Source organism: Paenibacillus sp. SRL342, assembly GCF_984798905.1.
The window spans coordinates 526409-541940 of record NZ_OZ481790.1 but is presented as its reverse complement, the minus strand read 5'-3'; the positions used below and the strand labels follow the sequence as shown (position 1 = coordinate 541940).

12 protein-coding genes and 2 riboswitches are annotated in these 15532 nt (G+C 49.4%); of the genes, 1 reads left to right on the top strand and 11 read right to left on the bottom strand.

All coding sequences use genetic code 11. The annotated features are described in order from the left end of the window. Positions 1-565: 565 nt before the first annotated feature. The 5 genes from AC4E8D_RS02595 to AC4E8D_RS02575 all read right to left on the bottom strand — a co-directional run bounded on the left by AC4E8D_RS02595 (position 566) and on the right by AC4E8D_RS02575 (position 5254). The gene (locus AC4E8D_RS02595; protein ID WP_339181512.1) at positions 566-1300 is read right to left on the bottom strand and encodes an ABC transporter permease; all 735 of its coding nucleotides are present in this window, start codon (positions 1298-1300) and stop codon (positions 566-568) included. A gap of 1 nt (position 1301) precedes the next feature. Beyond that, positions 1302-2018 (bottom strand): ABC transporter permease, encoded by a 717-nt coding sequence (locus tag AC4E8D_RS02590; RefSeq protein WP_047840344.1) that lies wholly within the window; start codon positions 2016-2018, stop codon positions 1302-1304. Continuing rightward, entirely contained in the window at positions 2015-2929 is a 915-nt protein-coding gene (locus AC4E8D_RS02585; protein ID WP_036672188.1) for an ABC transporter ATP-binding protein, read from the bottom strand. The genes AC4E8D_RS02590 and AC4E8D_RS02585 overlap by 4 nt, the downstream gene beginning before the upstream one ends. 85 nt (positions 2930-3014) lie before the next feature. Continuing rightward, the gene (locus AC4E8D_RS02580) at positions 3015-4526 is read right to left on the bottom strand and encodes a HAMP domain-containing sensor histidine kinase (RefSeq protein WP_449004329.1); all 1512 of its coding nucleotides are present in this window, start codon (positions 4524-4526) and stop codon (positions 3015-3017) included. A gap of 44 nt (positions 4527-4570) precedes the next feature. Next, entirely contained in the window at positions 4571-5254 is a 684-nt protein-coding gene (locus tag AC4E8D_RS02575; RefSeq protein WP_490205813.1) for a response regulator transcription factor, read from the bottom strand. Between the two features lie 225 nt (positions 5255-5479). Here AC4E8D_RS02575 and AC4E8D_RS02570 point away from each other — a divergent pair, with 225 nt between their 5' ends. Then, positions 5480-7240 carry an alpha-glycosidase gene (locus AC4E8D_RS02570; RefSeq protein WP_221823750.1) on the top strand — a complete coding sequence of 587 codons (1761 nt, stop codon included), beginning with the start codon at positions 5480-5482 and terminating at the stop codon, positions 7238-7240. Positions 7241-7421: 181 nt separating this feature from the next. On the opposite strand, the gene sdaAA is transcribed toward AC4E8D_RS02570, so the two are convergent. The 6 genes from sdaAA to AC4E8D_RS02540 all read right to left on the bottom strand — a co-directional run bounded on the left by sdaAA (position 7422) and on the right by AC4E8D_RS02540 (position 15422). Then, positions 7422-8399 (bottom strand): L-serine ammonia-lyase, iron-sulfur-dependent, subunit alpha, encoded by a 978-nt coding sequence (gene sdaAA, locus AC4E8D_RS02565; protein WP_490205812.1) that lies wholly within the window; start codon positions 8397-8399, stop codon positions 7422-7424. After that, positions 8389-9078, bottom strand: coding sequence for an L-serine ammonia-lyase, iron-sulfur-dependent subunit beta (gene sdaAB, locus AC4E8D_RS02560; RefSeq protein ID WP_221823754.1), 690 nt, complete (start codon positions 9076-9078; stop codon positions 8389-8391). Before sdaAB ends, sdaAA begins: the two co-directional genes overlap by 11 nt. Positions 9079-9217: 139 nt before the next feature. Beyond that, a riboswitch (glycine riboswitch) is annotated at positions 9218-9353 on the bottom strand. 4 nt (positions 9354-9357) lie between these two features. Then, a riboswitch (glycine riboswitch) is annotated at positions 9358-9482 on the bottom strand. A gap of 134 nt (positions 9483-9616) precedes the next feature. Beyond that, a complete protein-coding gene (locus tag AC4E8D_RS02555; RefSeq protein ID WP_490205811.1) occupies positions 9617-11950 on the bottom strand; it encodes a beta strand repeat-containing protein in 2334 nt (777 codons plus the stop codon). Positions 11951-12128: 178 nt separating this feature from the next. Next, entirely contained in the window at positions 12129-13223 is a 1095-nt protein-coding gene (locus tag AC4E8D_RS02550) for a LolA family protein (protein WP_486094424.1), read from the bottom strand. Between the two features lies 1 nt (position 13224). Next, entirely contained in the window at positions 13225-14715 is a 1491-nt protein-coding gene (locus AC4E8D_RS02545; protein WP_221823948.1) for a sensor histidine kinase, read from the bottom strand. After that, positions 14712-15422: a response regulator transcription factor gene (locus tag AC4E8D_RS02540; protein ID WP_490205810.1), complete on the bottom strand. Its 711-nt coding sequence runs from the start codon at positions 15420-15422 to the stop codon at positions 14712-14714. The genes AC4E8D_RS02545 and AC4E8D_RS02540 overlap by 4 nt, the downstream gene beginning before the upstream one ends. Between the last annotated feature and the right edge of the window lie 110 nt (positions 15423-15532).

The following is a 15532-nucleotide window of genomic DNA, read 5'->3' as shown; positions in this document are numbered from 1 at the left end:
AAATAGGCCTACCCTCGAATAACCATGTAAGCCAACCTAGAAACAGTTTTTTTTATTTTACCAGATTCTCGTCTCATTTTGCTTACAATCTATGATTCAATTCACATGATGTGTGAGGTAATACTTGGAATTTTGATATTACTCAGGAGGTGTCTTCAAAGGCAGACAATTTATAAGGATCAAGTAAGCCTCTAACAAGCTTGAAGTTCAATTTCAAGTCAGCTGTGACTAAACGATTTTCTAAAGAACTCAGGACATCTTATTTGGCGTCCATGCGCCCTTTGTAAATTTTAAAGAACATCAGACACGTTAATCCCCATAATCTCCTGTCATAAACGCTGCAATCAGTTGTTTCATTGGATATAACATGTCTCAGGTTCCTTAGATTTCTGAGATCACTTCAAATCCTTGATTAAGACTCCTCAGATTCGTTAGCGAGTTGACCATTCATGATGGGTGGGTCAGACATTAGAAAAAATCCTCCTGAAGCCTACATACAATGGAGTTTGCATGTTTTGCTTTAAGAGGATTTTGATCTACGATAACCAAGTGTGTAACGAATTATTCAGATTTCTTTTTTCGCAAAATACATCATGCCGATTCCAATAAAAATAACAGCACTGCCTCCAACAACCGCCAGCATCGTCATCAGTGGCACGTTGTAGGCTCCGAAACCTCCGCCGTCCACGGGTGTCATCAGAATCATCGGTTGTGCCCATGGATAATACGGCCCATATGTCGCCGAGTTTACAATGAGAATATTCGGTATGGTCAGTGCAAAATTCAGTGCGAGCGGTGCGGCAAAGCTGCTCCACACCAATGAAACGAACATCTGCAGGGCAGCCAAGGGTACACAGGCCAGCAACCCAAGCAGTAGTTTGCCTACCAAGAATCCCCAAGGTACTGGCATCGTAATGCCGTGAATCATGCCTGCCAGCAGAATGGACATCAGCAACAATACTTGCGTACCCGCCAGAAGCATGAGTACAATCGTCAGTTTACCTGCATATACACCTGAACGTGTGAGCGGCAAAACTAGCATCTGCTTCCACCCTCCACCTGCATGTTCGAAACGGCAGACAAAGGACGTAAACACGCCAGTGAGCATCGGTAACAATAACAATCCGTGCAGGAAAACCATCGTAGTCATCAATACCTGCCAATTTCCCGATGGAGTGGACAACAGTCCGATGAGCAGCGCAATGAGTGGACTCAGCAGAATCAGGAGCCATATGGGCGATTTGCTCATTTTCAATCGTTCAGCGGACAAGATTCGGAAGTACGTTGTCGCAAAGCTCATATCAGGCCACATCCTTCCGGCTAAAATGCACCATACCCAGCAACAGGATTAATAACCCCAGACCTGCCCCCATGCCTGCATACAGGTATGGATTAGGCCCATTCCAGGCCATCTGTGCCCATGCGAGCGGAAAGCTCGGTGAGATACTGAGTGAGAACATACCCGTTATCGCGAGAACGATGCCCAGGGTGACGGGAAGCGCCTGATTCTTGTTAACCATCGTGAGCCACAACTCCAGTGACAACACCGGAAGTGCACCAGCTAAAGGCAATAGCCCCAGCTTGATCGCATGTGTCCAAGGTATTTCGCTGGCATGGAATCCGAGGATCAGACCCAGACCCACAATTCCTGCGGTTAGCAGCAGGCAGGAGATCACCAGCAGCACACAAGCAAGCAGGAACTTGGCTAAATACACGGCTGGTCTGGGAATGGGCATCGCGAGCAACTGTTTCCACGATCCCTGTTCATGCTCAACATTAGCGATCATGGAGCTGAGAATGGTTGCTCCCAGCATCAGAGACAAGGGCACAAAGACAACCACATTGCCCAATAATCCGCCCCACAGGTTATCTGCATACTGCTCTTTCAGATAGTCCAGCCGTAAGCCAAAATTAAGCGCCTGCATCGCTGTCAATCCAAGAGGGGCCAGAAAAACAAGAAACCAGATCCCTTTCCCCCGAATCTTGAGCCAGTCTGACGATAATGCACGCCCGGTCATATGGAAGCCCCCTCGCCAATGACCCGCATGAACAGATCTTCCAGCGACTGACGTTGTTCCTCTACACGATACACATCATGATCCTGCTCAATTAATCGGCGCACAAGCAGTGCCACTGAACTGTTATCCATATAAGGGAACGTTAACGCAGAACCTTGCTGCTGACCAAATTGTCCCTGTTCTCTCGCCAGCTTCATAGCCTCTTCCGGCTCGGAAACCGTTAACCGGATAGAGCTGCCCGTCTGACTATGCAGACTTGCGATAGTATCCTGGAGCACCATCTTCCCTTCACGGATTATACCAACACGACTTGCCATCTGTTCGACTTCACTCAGCAAGTGGCTGGAAACCAGAACGGTAATGCCATGTTCCAGAGGCATGCGTTTGATCAGTTCCCGAATCTCCTGAATACCGGCAGGATCAAGTCCATTCGTTGGTTCGTCCAGAATCAGCAGCTCCGGTTCACCCAGCAAAGCGCTGGCAATACCCAGACGTTGCTTCATCCCAAGGGAATACCCCTTCACTGAACGTTTGGCATCCTTGGTCAGATCTACAATGGACAGCACTTCAGCAATTCTTGATTTGGGTACATTGATGATGCGGCGCAAAGTTTCCAGATTCTCTACTGCGTTCAGATGTCCGTAATAGGATGGGTATTCGACCAAGGAACCCACACGGCGCAAAATATCCATGCGATCCTTGCGGATGTCCTTGTCGAAGACACGGATCACGCCTTTGGTTGGTTTAATCAAGCCGAGAAGCATGCGAATCGTTGTTGTTTTGCCGGCACCGTTGGGACCGAGGAAGCCGTAGATATCTCCCTTTTTAATATGCAGATCAAGTTCACGGACCGCTGCACGGTCCCGGTATGTTTTCCATAAATTCGCTGTTTGAATAATATTTTCACTCACTGTATGATCACCTCGGAACTATCGTAACCTTCCAAGGTTAAAGCCAAAGTAGTCTCTAGTTTAAGTTTAGTTTAAAAAAGCTATTTCAGCGGTTTGTTGTTTCCCTGTTTCCCTTACCACTGTAGATATATGTCTGGACACCCGTATCGGAACTGTCTACCCGCTTGCGCAGACCCATCTCACGAATCAACAGGTCTACAATGGATAAACCTAGACCTGTGCCTTTGGTGTCGGAATTCGGTTGCATTCCCGGACCCCGATCCTGAATAACGATGGCCGTCTCACCCTGAATCTCCTGAGTTGATATACCAATATATTTCCCGCTGGCGGCATGACGGATCACGTTTTGGAACAAATTATCAAGAATACGGCGCATGCCCTGTTCATCCATTTGCCAGATCAGCGGTTCCTCTGGCAGGTCAATATCAATCTCAAATTGTTCTTTCTCCCAGACCGGGTACCAGGCAGCCGCCGTTTCCCTGACGATCCGCAGTATATCTTTCTCTTCCAGCTTCAGTGTATATTTCCCACTTGTGAGCAAATTGTAGGATAACATGTTGTCAATGAGCCCGCCGAGGTCCTCCATCTTTGCTTCCATGCGATGTAGTGAACGGTCCCCTTGCTCGCTCAGCTCTTCCTTGTGCAAAGCATGCATATGTCCACGAATCACCGTTAACGGGGTACGCAGATCGTGGGAAAGCCCCGCAATGAGACGTTTGCGCAATTGTTCTTCCTCGCGTTCACGGTGGCGGCTGTCGGATAGTTGATGAACCATCTGATTGAAGGATTCCTCCAGTTGACCGATCTCGTCTGACCGTCGGATATCTACCGGAAGCGGGAGGCCTTCCTTGCCTGTGGTCATCATGGCCGTCTGCAAACGAATAAGTCGTTTGCGAATCCGTGCGAAGAAGAGAATCGACATAATGATGAAGATCAGAAAGATGAGGGTCATTACGATACCAAGATACAAAAGTTCCATCGGCCAGTTACTCTGATTCATTTGCAGAAGTGACCGCGGCACTTCAATGATGATGAATCCCTGTCCTTTGTCCTGCTCATCTCCGCCAATATATGCAACTACGGTCAGTGGATCGCGAAAGGAAGCTTCTTTCATGAATTGCACTGTATTGTTTACATTCCATAAGGATGGAATATGAGTCTCTGCCGTTTGCCCGGAATCCAGTGACCATCTCAATGTCGTGTCTGTCCTGCCATCCGGCGACGTGGATTTCAGAAGTGTTACATCTTCACCCCCAAGAATAAAGAGGGTTTCACCGCTCACATTCACACGATACATGGAAGATTTGGGATACGAGCCATGTAATTGCTCCAACCGGGCCTTGATCTCTTCATCCGAAGCACCATCCAGGTTCCTCGCTTCACGTGACCAGAGGTTACTGATCCGGGTAACATCACCGTAAGGTGCAGCTCGGTTCTTATTTGTGTCCGTGTTATTCACTACAACAATATATATAACGGATATGATCGGAAGCACAACGGGCACAAATAATACAGCCGCCAAGATCAGGAGGATGTATCTGGACATCAAGGACCGCCCAAAGCGAAGCTTGCGCCCCCCGGATTGCTTTTGATCCATGCTTCGTTCTCCCTTCATGATCTTCCGTTTGCTGAACCAGCGGATCATGGCTTCTTCACACGATATCCCACACCGCGGACCGTCTGAATAACTACAGGATTGGCCGGATCAAGCTCCAACTTTTCGCGTAGATGTCGAATATGTACCATTAAAGTTTTGTCCCCATCCAGATAGGGCTCATTCCAGACGGCTTCATAGATCTGCTCTTTCGTTCGAATCATGCCCATATGTCGTAGCAGGTAGGCGAAGATGTGGAACTGTTTTCCCGATAAAATAATCTCATTTCCCGTCTCCTCATTCACGATCAGGTTGTCCTTCTCATAGATGGAGAGATGATCCAGCTTCAGGGCTGTATCCGATGAGACCGCAGTTCCCGCCTTCCGCAGTTGTACTTCAATACGGGCAGCCAGTTCATCGGGGTGAAATGGTTTGGTCACATAGTCATCGGCAAAATCAAGACCGTGCAACTTGTCGTCAATGGACGTTCTGGCCGAGAGCATGACAATCGGCACCGCAGGATGCTCTTTTTTCAGTCGCTGACCCACCGTAAATCCATCCAGCCCGGGCAGCATGACATCCAGAATAATGAGTGAGCAACCGATAGCAGCCTCCGCTGCACCTTCACCACTGCCGAGCCATACCACCTCATAACCGCGCTCCTCCAGATCGGCTCTGACCCAAGTCGCAATTTCCGTATCATCTTCAATATATAACAGTTTGGTTTTCATCCGAATATTCGTTTCCTTTCTGCCCTCATTGGGTTAATGATACTGAGCATCATCATGATAAAAGTTGTCTATAACATATGGATTCATGTCTTGTTGAAACAATGTTGAAGTCCTTTACGTTACCACACATTCTAATTATAGCGTATTCATTAACGTGGGGAATGTCATATTAATCAAGTCTACCAAGTACATACTATATCCACACCTGACGGGAGGAAATTCATTATGCTGCTGGAAGCCATCTATCATCAACCGAAACGAAACTGGGCCTATGCCTATGACCAAGATACAATCCATCTGCGTTTGCGTGCCAAAAAGAATGATCTGACCGAGGTACATGCCCTGACCGGGGATAAATATGCGTGGGATGCAACCAAAGCGCTGGTTCCCTTAACAAAGTTCACCTCTGACTCCATGTTCGATTATTACGAGGGTGAGGTGAAACCTCCCTACCACCGACTGAAATACTCTTTTCTGCTCAGAAACGGAGACGAACAGATCTGGATGACCGAGACGGGCTTCCAGGAAGAAGAACCGGACGATCCGGGTCGTATGTTCCAGTTCCCTTATATTCATGCCGGAGCTGTATTCACAACCCCTGCGTGGGTTAAGGATGCGGTGTTCTATCAGATTTTTCCCGAACGATTCGCCAACGGCAACCCGGATATTAGTCCGGAAAAGGTAGAGCCGTGGGGCGGTGAGCCAACACCTTTCAATTTCTTCGGCGGTGACCTTCAGGGCGTGATCGACCATCTGGATTACATCAGCGATCTTGGCATTAATGCGATCTACTTCACACCCATCTTCGAAGCCACCACCAATCACAAATACGATACCGAGGACTATCTGCGGGTAGACCGGCACTTTGGTGACGCAGACACCGTGAAAAGACTGGTCGAGCTGTGCCATGCACGTGGAATTCGCGTACTTCTGGATGCTGTGTTCAACCATTCCGGGAAGACATTTGCGCCGTTTGTGGATGTGCAGAAGAACGGAGAGCAATCCAAATACAAGGACTGGTTCCATGTACACGAATACCCGCTGGACGTGAAGGATGGCATTCCAACGTATGAGACCTTCGGATTCGAAGCGCATATGCCAAAGCTCAATACGGAGAATGCCGAGGTGAAGGCCTATCTGCTGGAGGTTGCCGAGTATTGGATCAAGGAAGTGGGTGCGGACGGATGGCGGCTGGATGTGGCAGACGAAGTGGACGATGCATTCTGGCGTGATTTCCGCCGTGTAGTCAAAGCGGCTAATCCGGATGCCTACATTCTGGGCGAAGTATGGAACGAGTCTTCTTCCTGGCTGCAAGGTGACCAGTTCGATGCATCCATGAACTATCCGTTTACCGATGCCGTGAATGCTTTCTTTGTGAAAAATACAATGCACGCCGAACAATTCGCAAACTCCATCGGGCGACAGTTATCCCGTTATCCGCTCCAGACCAGCGAAGTGGCGTTTAACTTGCTCGACAGCCATGATACCCCGCGGCTGCTCACGCTGTGTGAAGGCGACCAGCGCAAGATGAAGCTGGCTGCGTTATTCCAGTTCAGTTACATGGGTGCGCCATGCATCTATTACGGAGACGAGATTGGCATGGACGGTGAACATGATCCGGGCTGCCGTAAATGCATGGAATGGGATGAAGCGAAGCAGGACCGAGAGTTGTTCGACTTTTATCAGAAACTGATCTCCTTGCGTCATGCTCATCCTGCCCTGCGTGCAGAAGGCACCGTTCGTTTTCTGCAGGCTCGTCCCGATGGCAGCCAACTGGTATTGGAGCGGCAAAGTAAGGAGGAACGAATTCTGGTTCTGTTCAATCGATCAGAAGAGACGGCTATTGTCGAGCTGGAGGCCGGTGACGAGGAATGGACCGAGTTATTCGGCGGAAACCATCGTACCGCCAAGGAAGATGGCGTACTCTCCATTGAACTGCCCGCGTATGGATATGCCGTATTAAGTACGGCTGTGAGCCAGGACTAGAGTTATAATACACATACGTCTGAGCCACATCTAAGTAGCCTATCTTCGCTTCATCTGCAGCATAAAACAAGCGTCCTGCATAACCCGGATTCGGGTTCGCGGACGCTTGTTTTTGTATTTTTGTATTCGCCGTTATACATAATAATGTCACTGATTTATATATAGGTGGTCCCGGTTCAGCTTAAACCTGAGTATCCTTGTCCACTTGAGCATTGTCCGCCCCACTTGTAGTTGTGTCAGAATCTGCTGGCTTCGACTCCGGCTCAGGCTCTGCACGCTTTGCCTTTGGTTTAGCCAGCTTTTGCATCATTTTGCGGCCGGTTGGCGTCTGGGCCAACCCGCCCTGGGCTGTCTCCCGATGGCGGCTCGGCATCGCACTGCCTACTTCCAGCATAACGTCGATGACTTCATCTGATGGAATAGCACTACGCACTCCGGCCAGGGCCATGTCAGCCGCAGCCAGCGCCGTGACTGCACCCAGTCCATTACGGACGATGCACGGGATTTCAACAAGGCCTGCGACCGGATCGCAGATAAGGCCCAGTGTATTTTTTAACGCCAAACCAACGGCATGAACGACCTGTTCCGGTGTACCTCCACGCAGTTCAACCATGGCACCCGCAGCCATGCCGATAGCGGAACCCACTTCCGCCTGGCAGCCACCTTGGGCCCCGGAGATAAATGAATTGTTGGCAATAACATAACCAATTGCTCCCGCACAGAACAACCCGTTCACCAAATGTTCATCCGTCCAGCCAAATCGCTCCTGTGAACTGATAAACACACCCGGGATAATACCACAGGAACCGGCTGTTGGTGTTGCCACAATCCGGCCCATGGAGGCATTCACTTCAGATACACACAGGGCATACGCCATGGCAAGTGCGGAAGCATCTCCTGAACAAGTCTCACCCTTGCGAATGTACTCGGCCATTTTTTTACCGTCTCCACCCGTTAACCCACTGCGTGATGTAGTATCTTCCGTTAACCCTTTGCGTACCGCTTCCTTCATCACCTGATAATATTCAGACATCTGCTTCACAACATCCGCTTCCGGTGTATTGGTCTCCTGAACCTGCTCCTCGATCATCAGCTGAGCGATGGTTTTGGATTCTGCTGTACAGATCGTATTCAGTTCGTGCAAATGTTTAAACCGCATCCGAATCAACTCCTCTCTTCAAATCGATAACACGAATGTCCAGCACATGGTCGAGCTCCTTTAGACGCTTGAGCATATCAGGATTAGGCACACCATCCATTTCCATCGCGGTGAGTGCTTCGCCATCACGGGCTTTCCGGTCCACCTGCATATACCCGATGTTAACCCCGGATGAACTGATCGTGGACGTCACTGACGCGAGTACGCCCGCTTTATCCGCATGCCGCAGAACCAGTGTTGGGAACTCACCACTAATCTGAACACGAAAATCATTCATCGAATGCACTGATACACTGCCACCACCAATGGATGCACCGATTAAGGAGCAGGCACGTTCTCCATGCCACAACTCAATTTTGACCGTATTTGGATGAGGAGCAGGCAGGCCACTTGTATAAAACTCAACCTCCATGCCCGCTTCCTCTGCGTATCGCTCCGCATCCGGGATACGCGGATCGTCTGTGACATAGTCCAGCAGACCGCCGATCAGTGCCAGGTCTGTTCCGTGCCCCTGATACGTATCAGCGAATGAACCGTATAACGTCAACCGGGCACGATCTGGCGTACATCCCAGCCACTGACGAGCAATTCTTCCTAACCTTGCTGCACCAGCTGTATGTGAACTTGAAGGCCCCGTCATCGACGGACCAATAATTGAGAAAACATCTTTAAATCGCACCTTGTAACCCTCCATTATTAATCATGATTCAATTTTGTAAAATGTATTCGTCATTTCGATCCAGGAGTTCCATCCACAATGACCCTTATTTAGGGTATGATGACATCAAAAAAGGACAGAAGAAGGCCTTAGGCCCTCTCTCTGTCCTCGATACCTGAGAGTTTCACGATCAGTAGTGTCTCACGACAAGGTGCACTGCCTGCAATTACAGACAAAGTCACCGGGCAGACTGATCATATACCCCTTGGGTGGCGCAGTTCGCGCACTCTCCAGAGTTGCGTCCAACGATGGTACATTTACCTGAGAGATTAACGACTGCATCGGGTGCGCAGCAGCTTGCTCCTTCGGTGCCTGGACACTAGCCATTGTGCTCAGCTAACCCAGATCTCTCCCGCTCGTTATCATCCGCTGTATTATTTTAATTCGATTCGAATGGGTATATATCTAAATTTTTGATCAAGTATACCCATAGAGTAATGCACAATATCATATATGTCAACAAAAGTGACGTGTAATTATCATAAGTTCGATGTCTATTTTAGCTGAAGCGAATAGCATTAATATTTCTCACTTCCGCTGAGGCACTAGTGACGCTTGTAGTGGTTGTAAATTGGATGCTTATCGTGTATGCGTTAGTCGTTGTAGCCGGGGCAGTATCCACGTAAGTGTTGGAGGAAAGAAACCTTAATGTGCCGGAAGCATTCCCTGTTCTGGAGATCTGCAATTGATTAATCAACACTCCGTTTCGCCTCAGATTAATGTTATACGCAACGTTCCAGTTCGAACCTACAACTACAGCCACTTGCGTACTATTATCTATTTTCACCCGTTGGCCTGCTACTACAGGTACATTAAGTGTCTGAATCGTCGTTTCAGCTACTAATGAAAGACCCAACGCCGCGGTCTGGCTATCAGCAAACAAGGAAGAGTCTGCCGGAGCCGAAGCTGCAGTTGATCCCGTAGCACCCGTTGCTCCTGTCGCACCAGTTACCCCAGTAGCTCCAGTCGTTCCCGTAGCACCTGTGGCACCTGTAGCACCAGTAGCTCCGGTCGCTCCTGTTACTCCCGTTGCGCCTGTAACACCAGTCACTCCTGTTGTTCCTGTCAATCCGGTTGCACCTGTAACACCAGTGACCCCTGTCGTTCCCGTCAGTCCTGTCGCTCCTGTAACACCAGTGACCCCTGTCGTTCCCGTCAGTCCTGTCGCTCCTGTAACACCAGTGACCCCTGTCGTTCCCGTCAGTCCTGTCGCTCCCGTAGCGCCTGTGACGCCTGTCGCACCTGTATCTCCAGTAATTCCGGTGGCTCCGGTCGCTCCCGTGACACCTGTCGCGCCTGTATCTCCAGTAATTCCGGTGGCTCCTGTCACGCCTGTTGCACCCGTATCACCCGTGGCTCCGGTCGCTCCCGTGACACCTGTTGCACCCGTTTCGCCAGTGATTCCAGTTGCTCCCGTTACACCTGTCGCACCCGTATCTCCAGTGGCTCCGGTCGTTCCCGTCACGCCTGTCGCACCCGTATCTCCAGTAACTCCCGTAGCGCCTGTGACACCTGTCGCACCCGTTTCACCAGTAATTCCGGTTGCTCCCGTTACACCTGTCGCACCTGTATCTCCAGTGATTCCAGTTGCTCCCGTTACACCTGTCGCACCCGTTTCACCAGTAATTCCGGTCGCGCCTGTGACGCCTGTTGCACCCGTTTCACCAGTAATTCCGGTCGCTCCCGTGACACCTGTCGCACCTGTATCACCAGTAACTCCCGCGACACCTGTCGCACCTGTATCACCAGTGACTCCGGTGGCTCCCGTTACTCCTGTCGCACCTGTATCTCCAGTCGTTCCCGTAACCCCTGTTGCACCTGTAGCACCAGTATCTCCAGTTGCTCCCGTCACGCCTGTCGCACCCGTATCTCCAGTAACTCCGGTCGCGCCTGTGACGCCTGTTGCACCCGTTTCACCAGTGATTCCGGTCGTTCCCGTCACGCCTGTCGCGCCTGTATCTCCAGTGATTCCAGTTGCTCCCGTGACACCTGTCGCGCCTGTATCTCCAGTAATTCCGGTCGCTCCCGTCACGCCTGTCGCACCCGTATCTCCAGTAACTCCGGTCGCACCCGTTACGCTTGTCGCACCTGTAGCCCCAGTCGTTCCTGTTATTCCCGTACTACCGGTGACACCTGTGGCTCCAGTAGACCCTGTCTCCCCTGTGCTCCCGGTGACTCCAGTCGTTCCTGTTATTCCTGTACTCCCAGTAACACCCGTCACTCCGGTAAGCCCTGTCTCTCCTGTGGTCCCCGTACTTCCAGTAGCGCCCGTGACTCCTGTCACTCCGGTAGATCCTGTCTCTCCCGTGGTCCCAGTGACACCGGTCTCTCCCGTCGATCCCGTAGTTCCTCCAGGAGGACCAGTAACTCCTGTCAGTCCTGTAACACCTGTAACCCCTGTAGGACCAGTTGTTCCCGCAACCCCTGCTGTCCCTGTAGCTCCAGTCGCACCCGTTACCCCGACTAGACCGGGGTTCGCTCCTAACAATTCCTCAGACACCAAACGATGTGCCGTTACCAGTTGACCGTTCTCGTTTTTCCCCCATACGGAAATCTGAACTTCATCCTCCGTATCATCACCTGTGATAAATATAAACTCAAATGCATCCAAATCTGCATAAAAGTCTTTTGTTATAACCTGGTTAGGCAAAACATTAAACAATTCCTCAACGTATAGTGTGCGAACACCATTCAAATAATAGCCTTGAACCAGAACGGTAGAGAAACTAGTGAGACTCCAATTGTCTAATTTCACTGTAATTCTCTGTGTAGGACGCTCACCGCTTCCCACCACTATATTATTTTCAATTGGCCCTGTTGATAAAACAGCCATCCAGCGATGCCCCCTTCTCCTGCCTCCATCACCAAATCAAGATTGTCTTCTATAAATATGCATATTGAACTGTAAACGTGAAGTTGCCCTCTTGCCAGATATCCACCACATCAAAAGGAGAATATACAAAAAAAGCTGCCGCTTCGTTTCTGCGGCAACCTTATTATTATTCTTTAGCTCATCTAGACGGTTTGGGAAGGGTCAGTTCTTCCGCCCAAGCTTGCAGCTTTGCCTTTGTCCATCCTTCGTTTTCACCCATGATAGAGTACCGCAAGCCATTCTCACTCCATGATATGTTCCGAATGCTCTTCATATATGAACCCTCGGTGTTACGAACCTTAATCTTGGCTTCATCCGGCATTAGTGTATCGTCCACATTTTCTTCTGGCATCTTGAATACCGTCAGGCTGACTTCTACCTTGTCGTTACTTACATAATACAAGGTTACTTCATCTCTGCTCAGCTCACCGTGCAATGTAGACATTTCGATCCGTGATAGTTCGAATTCTCCACTCATGTCCTGTAGGAACGGCTGTTCCAACGCTTCTTCCGCTTCCTCTAGGCTCACTTCGGAATTCTGCATCATATCGTTCAAGTCCTTCACATCGACCTCCTTAGGGATGTCAATTACGAAAGTATCCTTTGTGAATTCAGGGTCATACTGAATCGGATCATAGACCATTTCTGATTTTCCATCCCCATACGCGCTGTTTACTTTGACAATCATCCACGTTTTGGGATCTACCCAATACTCTGAAGATATGGAGAATGCGCCTTCTTCTTTTGGTGTCAATTCAATATGAATGACGTCCTGTCCATGAAGTTTCTCCTGTCCCATCATATTCACATCATGCGTAGTACGTAACCGCTCTAGTTGATCGAGCAATATTTGCTTCTGGGTTTGATTAGGTTGTTGTGACACGGATGATGCATCCATGGAATATGCTGCCCCTGTTTCTTTTTCATATATGATAATCTTCTTTCCATCATTAACTGCGTAACTGACATTGCCATTCTCTGATGTTTCCGTGCGCTTTCGTCCGGTTTCACCATCTACCCATTCCTTAATTTGCATCGTGTTAGTCAGCTTGTCATCCGCCCATATCTTCATCACACCTTCTGCATAATACGAGGCGGGTTCTGTTTCTGCTGAGACAACCTTCTCAATCATCTCATCTCCTGACATAGCCAGCATATCCCTCTCCGCGCAACCTCCAAGCAGGGCGCCTGCCAACACAGCAGTACCCAGCATCATCCATCCTTTTTTCATCATCTTATCCACCCTCTCTGCGTTTACATTCTCCATGTTCAGGCAATCGGCATGCTGCCAGCGTTCCATATCCTTCGTATGACCACATGCGCATATCCCCTCCGTGCTTTATTGCAACCCGTTTGGCTATACTCAATCCCAATCCCGAACCACCTGCATACGTCTTCTCCTCCTGATTCTGGTGTTGAACATAGGGTTCGAAGATACGAATGAGCTGTTCTTCAGGAATAGCAGGACCTTCGTTTTGTACTATGATCAATGTTGCTCCCGCCCTGTAGTTATCCAATTCAGCTCTAAGCGAAGGAATAATCCATTCAGGAAGCTCCCAATCTGAAGCAATAACCCCTAGTCCCATTACACCGTTCGTCCTTGTGTGGCGTAGTGCATTATTTATCAGATTATCTGTCAGGCGCATCAGTTGTTCGGGATGAACTCGGTACAGTTGATCTGTGCGGACATCCATCTTCACGTCAATCTGACCACGCTCGGCAAGTCCCTCATAGCTCCCAAGCAGCATATCAAAAAACTCTTCACCTTCCACCTTAACCATGGCCATCTCCGATTCACTGGAACCCAGCGCCGTATACATCTCAAGTTCACTAATCATCTGTTTCATCCGCTCCACATTTCCGAGCAGCACATCCTGATATTCCTGCCTTTCAAGGCGTTTCAGTTGACGATCACCGTTAAGTACTTCCGTATAGGCACTAATGGACATCAACGGTGTTTTCAGATCATGGGATAACGAGGCGATCATGAGCTCTTTTTCTTTTTGCTCCCTCTCCACATCGGCCTGAGTATGTCTGATCTTGTCTTGCATTGCATCAAACTGTTGGAGCAAGATGCCCATTTCATCATGACGAACAGGTACCACATCCGTAGAAGCCTCTCCCCGTGCAAAAGCTTCCATTCGTTCTATAAGATATTTCATCGGCCGAAAGAGCTTTCGGGATAGTAGCCACAGCACTGTTCCGTATAACAGGATAAAGAAAGTAGCAGCGAGACTCATGACCCAGGTAGTCCGCAAGGATATGCCTTCCAGCCAATCTCCACGCAGCATAACGATTTCGTAAATGCCCACCAACTCACCTTTTTCCCATACGGGTTTCTTCAACGAGAATGTACGATGACGAATCTGTAAGTTGTACAAATTACGATACAGCTCCGCCCCCCCAACGGTGTAAGCTCCAGCAGACCATGTACTCCCCCCTGATGTGTACACCCGAATCCCTGTTGGTAAATACAGATCAAAGTTCACCCGACCATTCTCCAATTCGGAGAGTGCAGCGAAAGCATCAGGCGAGTGCAGCTGGTACAGTCCCGGGTCAGATAAAGCCAGTTCAATAGGAGCCAATTGTCTGGACAACTCTACATATTCCGTTACGGCACGCTGATCATTGTAATAGTTATACAGGGAGTACAGCGCCCACCCAGCAGCGACAGGCAGCAGCATTACAATGAGGAAGGCAAGCATTAACCAGTACTTCAACTTCATTCCTCAGGCTCCCCCACGAACCGGTAACCACTGCCCCACACCGTCTGAATCCAGCGTGGATGATGGGGCTCGTCACCAAGCTTGGCCCGAAGGCTCTTCACATGAACTGTGACTGTACTCGAGTTCCCCGCCTCTGGCTGACTCCAGACATGTTCATACAGTTCCGCCTTGGTAAACACCCGGCCAGGATGAGAAGCAAGCAGTATGAGCAAAGCCCATTCCTTGTTGGTTAGTGCCACATGTTCTCCATGAACCTGTGCGCGCTGATTCAAATAATCAATCGATAACCCATAGTTATACTGTCTATCTGTTGAATCCGGCTCTACGCCCTGATATCTGCGGTACCTATTCAGATGAGATTTAATGCGAGCTGTAAGTTCCGTTAGACTGAAGGGCTTCGTAATATAATCGTCAGCTCCCAGCCCAAGCCCCCTGACTTTGCTCTCTTCCTCGATTCGAGCACTCATCATGAGCAGCGGAACATCGCTGATCAGTCTAATGTTTTTGCATACCGTGAACCCATCCATTTCCGGCAGCATCAGATCCAACAAGACTAATTGATAGGTTCCCTCCCTAAAGTCTTCCCAGCTCTCCAAACCGCTTGATGCCCAAGTTACCCCATATCCCTCATGACGTAGATGATCTCTCAAAATACGGGCAATCTCCGGATCATCCTCCACCAGCAATATATTCTCGCTGTCTCTCATCGCTGCTTCATCCTCCCATGACTATATTGTAGCTAAGAAAAGTTGACTCTCCTCAGAGTTTATACTTTCTTCATAAATGTCCATTAAGATCGTTATCTAATGCATGCAAA

Bases quoted from the DNA above. Each gene is read 5' to 3' on its own strand.
- AC4E8D_RS02590 (WP_047840344.1), bottom strand. From the start codon at position 2,018: ATGACCGGGCGTGCATTATCGTCAGACTGGCTCAAGATTCGGGGGAAA.
- AC4E8D_RS02545 (WP_221823948.1), bottom strand. From the start codon at position 14,715: ATGAAGTTGAAGTACTGGTTAATGCTTGCCTTCCTCATTGTAATGCTG.
- AC4E8D_RS02575 (WP_490205813.1), bottom strand. From the start codon at position 5,254: ATGAAAACCAAACTGTTATATATTGAAGATGATACGGAAATTGCGACT.
- AC4E8D_RS02550 (WP_486094424.1), bottom strand. From the start codon at position 13,223: ATGATGAAAAAAGGATGGATGATGCTGGGTACTGCTGTGTTGGCAGGC.
- AC4E8D_RS02580 (WP_449004329.1), bottom strand. From the start codon at position 4,526: ATGGATCAAAAGCAATCCGGGGGGCGCAAGCTTCGCTTTGGGCGGTCC.
- AC4E8D_RS02555 (WP_490205811.1), bottom strand. From the start codon at position 11,950: ATGGCTGTTTTATCAACAGGGCCAATTGAAAATAATATAGTGGTGGGA.
- AC4E8D_RS02570 (WP_221823750.1), top strand. From the start codon at position 5,480: ATGCTGCTGGAAGCCATCTATCATCAACCGAAACGAAACTGGGCCTAT.
- AC4E8D_RS02595 (WP_339181512.1), bottom strand. From the start codon at position 1,300: ATGAGCTTTGCGACAACGTACTTCCGAATCTTGTCCGCTGAACGATTG.
- sdaAA (WP_490205812.1), bottom strand. From the start codon at position 8,399: ATGCGGTTTAAACATTTGCACGAACTGAATACGATCTGTACAGCAGAA.
- AC4E8D_RS02540 (WP_490205810.1), bottom strand. From the start codon at position 15,422: ATGAGAGACAGCGAGAATATATTGCTGGTGGAGGATGATCCGGAGATT.